This window comes from Streptococcus mitis (assembly GCF_001579035.1).
GTDB classification, from domain to species: domain Bacteria; phylum Bacillota; class Bacilli; order Lactobacillales; family Streptococcaceae; genus Streptococcus; species Streptococcus mitis_J.
This window is the reverse complement of record NZ_KQ970290.1, coordinates 41,147-46,424: the sequence shown is the minus strand read 5'-3', so window position 1 is coordinate 46,424 and position 5,278 is coordinate 41,147. Positions and strand designations below refer to the sequence as shown.

Sequence of the window (5,278 nt, the reverse complement as noted above, 5' to 3'; positions counted from 1 at the left end):
GATAGATTTTATTTGAGATTTGTCCCATATTTGCTCATGGAGGTATAGGATGTTAAAAAAAATTTGGAGAAATATATAAATTATTTAGAGAATCAAGAAAAATTACTCTTAGAGAGATTGAGCACAAAGGAATATCACGTTCACAGCTGTCTAGGTTTGAAAAGGGGGAGACAGATTTAACGATAACAAAATTTTTGTTGGCTCTTGAACAGATAAATGTTCCCATCGAGGAATTTATGTTTGCAGCTAATGATTTTAAAAGAGATCACTTTTATCAACTTATAGATGAAGTTAAGCAGTGTTTCCTTAAGAGAAACGTGGCTAAATTACATAAAATGTTGATTAAACTCATGGAAAATGATGATTTATCTATTTTTTCAACAATCGAAATTATTTTTTTAAAAATAAAATTACAAGAACTTTCTAACGAAGAATATTTCAGCGATACGGATATAAACAGAATAACCGATTACTTATTTAGTGTTGATTATTGGGGAATGTTTGAAATTTTATTATTTGGAAATATCATGTATATTTTCAATCATGAAACATTTCTATTATTATCTAAAGAGATGTTACATAGAACTGAGTTTTATCATGACATACCTAGTTATAGAAGAGTAATCGCTAGTATGGCTCTAAATGCTTTTATCATTTGTATTGAAAGAGATTATCTAACGGATGCAAAATATTTTGAAAAACAAATTTCGCATTTTTATTTTGATGAATCCGAAATTTATGAACGGTTGATTTTTACATATGCACGCTCTTTTTATGAATTTAAAAAAGAACAGACAACAAAATCAATCCTAAAAATGAGAAAAGTAATTGGATTTATGCGCGCAGCAGAATGTGAGAAACTTGCAGAAAGATATGAGGAGCATTTAATTAAAATATTAGCACCTTTATCAGATGATAAATGAAAGTGCAGATTTGGGACAAAATAGAATTAGATTTATAAAGTGATAAACTATGCTCGTAAGCTTACAAATATAATTTAAAGCAAAGAAGGGATAGTCATGGCTAGTTTAGAGAAATATGAATTGATGGAAACTGAACTAACAGCAATTAGTACAGCAGATTCAGAATTATCAATGAGGTATTATTATTCGAAACAGTTGGCCTGGCAAATGGAGCCAACGACAGGGGTAGTTTATATTTTGGATAAACAGATAAATAAAATGTTTTTACTGGAAGATTCCTCAAAAGATATTTGGCTTTCTTTTTCCAAGCAGAGGACTTATAATCAAGTTTTACTTAGCCTTTCTGAGATATATGGCTGTGACATTTCTGAAATTAAGTCACTGGTAGATGAGTTTGTACTAGAACTCTTAGAGAATGGACTAATTTATGAACTCTGAATTCTATGATAATGATATATACGCTTTAGCTTCAAAAAACAAAACATTACTATCTGTTACTATAGAATTAACAACAAGGTGTAATTGGCGGTGTAAGCATTGTTATCTTCCTTCGTATGTCACTAAGGGGATTTCAAGAGAATGTCTTTATGAATTGTTTCAGGATTTGAGAGAGATGGGGACGTTTGAATTGCTCTTTACAGGTGGTGAGATATTTACACGACCAGATACATTGGAAATTATTAGAGATGCTAGAGAGATGTTCTTTGATGTTAAATTGTTTACGAATGTTTCATTGTTGAATGAGGAGATAATTAAGGCGTTAGCTGAATTGAATATTTCTCAAGTATCATGTACGGTGTTTTCAATGAATGAAAATATCCATGATCAAATAACTTCAGTTAAAGGTTCACTGAAGAAAACGGTAGCCAATTTGAATTTATTAAAAGAATACGATATACCAGTGGAAGTTAAACAGATTATTCTTACTACCAACCAAAATTGTATTGATGAAGTATCGGAGTTTTGTAAAAATATGAATTTTAAGCATTTAGCTACAACGAATATCTTTTATAAAACTGATGGTAATGCCAGCCCGTCTACATTTCGTGTGAGTGATCAGTTTTTGAATGAGAATATAGTAAAAATAGACACAATTAGAAATTTTAGATGTTTCGAAAATAATTCAAGTATGTATGTCTGTAATGCAACAAGATACAGTTGTACTATAGAATCAAATGGAAATTTTTTAGCATGTAATAATTTAAACATACCTATTGGAAATATATTAGAGACTTCCATTAAGGATATTTGGTTAAATTCTACTACTTTGCACGAGATTCAAAATAAGAAATTTAGCGAATTGGAGAAGTGCCCAAGTTGCCCACTTAATAAGTATTGCAATAGATGTAGTGGTATAGCATTACTTGAGGATAAATCTCTTTGGGGATGTTTAAAATCTGAGCGTCAAGTAGCTAGAGCAAGGTATGTTAATCAAGACTATTATTCTGGCATTGGTATAACGAGTTTTTATTGTTAATTTTTAGTTAGAGAGATATGAAGTGTTATTTTTAATTCCTCTGGAGAGAGGCATATAAGTACTACATGATGGGAAAGGAGAGAGGGTTCATGACTAAAGTTTTCAAAAAACCACAATTGGTTGTTAAAGCACCAACAGTTGTTATCAGTAGTAGAAAGTCAGCACTATGTAGTGGTGGAAGTTCTCATATTGTTGTTGACACAAGTAGTAACTAATCAACTTTTGATTAGATGTTGCTAAAGGTAATGCAAAGGATGATTAAATAATTTTAACTTGTATCGTTCTTTGCTTACCTTTTTAGGAGTTGTGATATGCATGACTGAAACTATTAAAGATATAACAGATGTTATAAAATTATACCGAGAAAATCGTAATTTATACTCAGTAACGATTGAAATAACTTCGTTTTGTAATTGGAGATGTGAACATTGTTACATTTCAGAATATAATCAGAAAGGATTTGATTTAGATACTTTTAGAAATCTCTTAGTTCAATTACGAGAGTTAGGTACATTTGAAATTGTTTTTACAGGAGGAGAAGTGTTTGCACATCCTTTTGCTATGAAATATATTAAGATTGCTAGGGAAATGTTTTTCAATGTAATTATCTATTCAAATGTGTCAATGTTGAATGAGCAACGCATTGCAATTTTGTCAGATTTATATATTGATTATATTTCTTGTACAATATTCTCAATGGATAAAGAGATTCACGATCAGATTACCAATAAAAAAGGTTCATTGGAAAGATGTCTTCATAATCTAGAATTATTAAAGAAATTTGATATTCTAGTAGAGGTAAAAACACCTCTATTTTTACAAAACATTAACTCCATTGATAAAGTATATGATTTTTGTAAGAAAAATAATTTCAAATATAAGGTTGATACCCAAATTGTTCCAAGGAGAGGTACGATAGGAAATGAGGTTAGAGTGAAATCGTTGACTCTAAAACAACTAATTCCAATACTGAAAAAAATAGATGAAATAAATGGTGTTACTTTTGTTCATAAGAATGAAAATTTTTTAACGTGTAGTTCTGTGCAGTTATCACTATATATAACATGTTTAGGAGCAGTACAACCATGTTCTCTTTACAGTAGGAGTATTGGAAATATATATCTGACCCCTATCAGAGAAATATGGAATAGATCGGCTTTCAATAAGATAGCAAAATACACTTTAAAAAACAGTAAGAATTGTAGTACATGTGCGATTTCTAATTATTGTACGCAATGTCCTGGTATTGCATTATCAGAATCGGGAGACAGTAGAAATTGTTCTACGATATGCAAAAAAACAGCTTTAGCAAGGAGTATAGTCTATGCAGATTTATCTTAAACCGCTGCGTTGGTATCTTTTCTTTAATCTGGTTTTTGGTGGTATTTCCAATGTCTGCACTGCCTTGCTACCCTATTTCACCCAGGAATTGGTTCGGGGGCATTATCAAATTGCCTTGTATGGCTACTGCCTAGCGGTGTTGTGCTATCTGGGTTGCAACTATATCCAGATGCGTTTGGATTGGAAGCAGGCAATCCTCTTTTCGACCCATCTTAAAAATGACTGGTTTCAGGCGCTTTTGGAGCTGGGACATCATGATTTCAAGCAGAAAACGGTGGCGGAGTACATTTCCTACCAGTCCAACGACCTGGATTCCTTGGAGAAGGACTACCTGCCACCTCTCATGAGTTTCATCAAGCAAATTCTGCGGATTCTCATTTATACTGTGGTGATTAGTCGCACCATCAATCCTCTGGTTGCCTTGATTTTGCTGGTTTCGACAGCTGTTAGTATTCAAATTCCCAAGATTGTGGGGAAGTTGACCGCCCAACGTCGGCAGGTTTATCTAGAAAAGCAAGGAAATTACTATCGTACTTTGGAGGATTTGCTCAAGGGACACCATCTGGTCAATCAAGTCACCTTGTCTGGCTTTCAGGACCAGCAACGAAATGCTCTCAATACCTTGCAGGATAAGTATTTGGGTTACGGTTTGACCAAAATCATGGGTATTCTGCTGACAGGGCTTTCCTTTGAGTTTATCAGCATTGTCCTTTTCGCTTATCTCGCTTACTCCCTTGCCACTCAGCAGTTGGGCATTCCTGAGGTTGTGGCTAGCTTTGGCTATATCACTGCTTTTTCGGAGCCAATCCAGGAAATCCTATACGACTTGCAAATGCTGGAGTCGGTCAAACCTGTTGTGCAAAGTTTTCAAGCAATTGTCAGCCGTCCTTCCGCTGTTCAGGCGCCTCAGATGTCTTTCGAGAGCCTGATGCTAAACCATATCACCAAGCGACTGGGGGAGTCTAGCTTGACTATTCCCCACGTTGAAATTCGTAAGGGGGACAAGATCGCCCTCATCGGCGAAAATGGTTCTGGAAAGAGTAGTATGCTTAACATTTTAAACGGGACTGACCGAGATTTTCAAGGTGAAATCTTACTTGATCATCTCCCTGTTCATCAACTCTGGGGCAAATTTGGTATGATTTTGCAACAGGAACACACCTTTATCTCATCTTATGAAAATAATGTCACTATTTTCAAGACTTTTGAGGCTAATTTTAGGGATGAAAAGTTTGAAAAGATACCACCCCAGTCCCTGTCAGGTGGTCAGCAACAGCACATGTATCTCAATCGGGAGAAAAATCGTCATAGTCCGCTAATTATCATGGATGAGCCTTTTTCTGCTTTGGATGCCAGCCAATTTCAAAAGGAATTAGACAAGGTACTTAGCTTGTCAAGTGCTGTCGTCCTTACACTTCACCGTCAAGAAGAGATGCTATCACGCTTTGATCAGATTTGGGAAATCAAGGATGGGGAGTTGGTTGTCGTGAAAAGAGTTCTGAAACATGACTATAGTAGATTGATGTTAAAATAGTAC

Annotated in this window: 5 protein-coding genes; all 5 read left to right on the top strand. The window is 34.3% G+C overall.

Annotated elements, in window-relative coordinates; genetic code table 11:
- Positions 1-71: 71 nt before the first annotated feature.
- Positions 72-923, top strand: a complete 852-nt coding sequence (locus tag SMIDD26_RS08410) for an Rgg family transcriptional regulator (RefSeq protein WP_061439814.1) — start codon at positions 72-74, stop codon at positions 921-923.
- Positions 924-1,019: 96 nt separating this feature from the next.
- The gene (locus tag SMIDD26_RS08405) at positions 1,020-1,361 is read left to right on the top strand and encodes a PqqD family protein (RefSeq protein WP_000157487.1); all 342 of its coding nucleotides are present in this window, start codon (positions 1,020-1,022) and stop codon (positions 1,359-1,361) included.
- The gene (locus tag SMIDD26_RS08400; RefSeq protein WP_134990254.1) at positions 1,351-2,400 is read left to right on the top strand and encodes a radical SAM/SPASM domain-containing protein; all 1,050 of its coding nucleotides are present in this window, start codon (positions 1,351-1,353) and stop codon (positions 2,398-2,400) included. Before SMIDD26_RS08405 ends, SMIDD26_RS08400 begins: the two co-directional genes overlap by 11 nt.
- Positions 2,401-2,715: 315 nt before the next feature.
- On the top strand, positions 2,716-3,741 hold the full coding sequence (locus tag SMIDD26_RS08395; RefSeq protein ID WP_061439813.1) for a radical SAM/SPASM domain-containing protein: 1,026 nt from the start codon (positions 2,716-2,718) through the stop codon (positions 3,739-3,741).
- Positions 3,725-5,275, top strand: a complete 1,551-nt coding sequence (locus SMIDD26_RS08390; RefSeq protein ID WP_061439812.1) for an ATP-binding cassette domain-containing protein — start codon at positions 3,725-3,727, stop codon at positions 5,273-5,275. The genes SMIDD26_RS08395 and SMIDD26_RS08390 overlap by 17 nt, the downstream gene beginning before the upstream one ends.
- Positions 5,276-5,278: the final 3 nt, after the last annotated feature.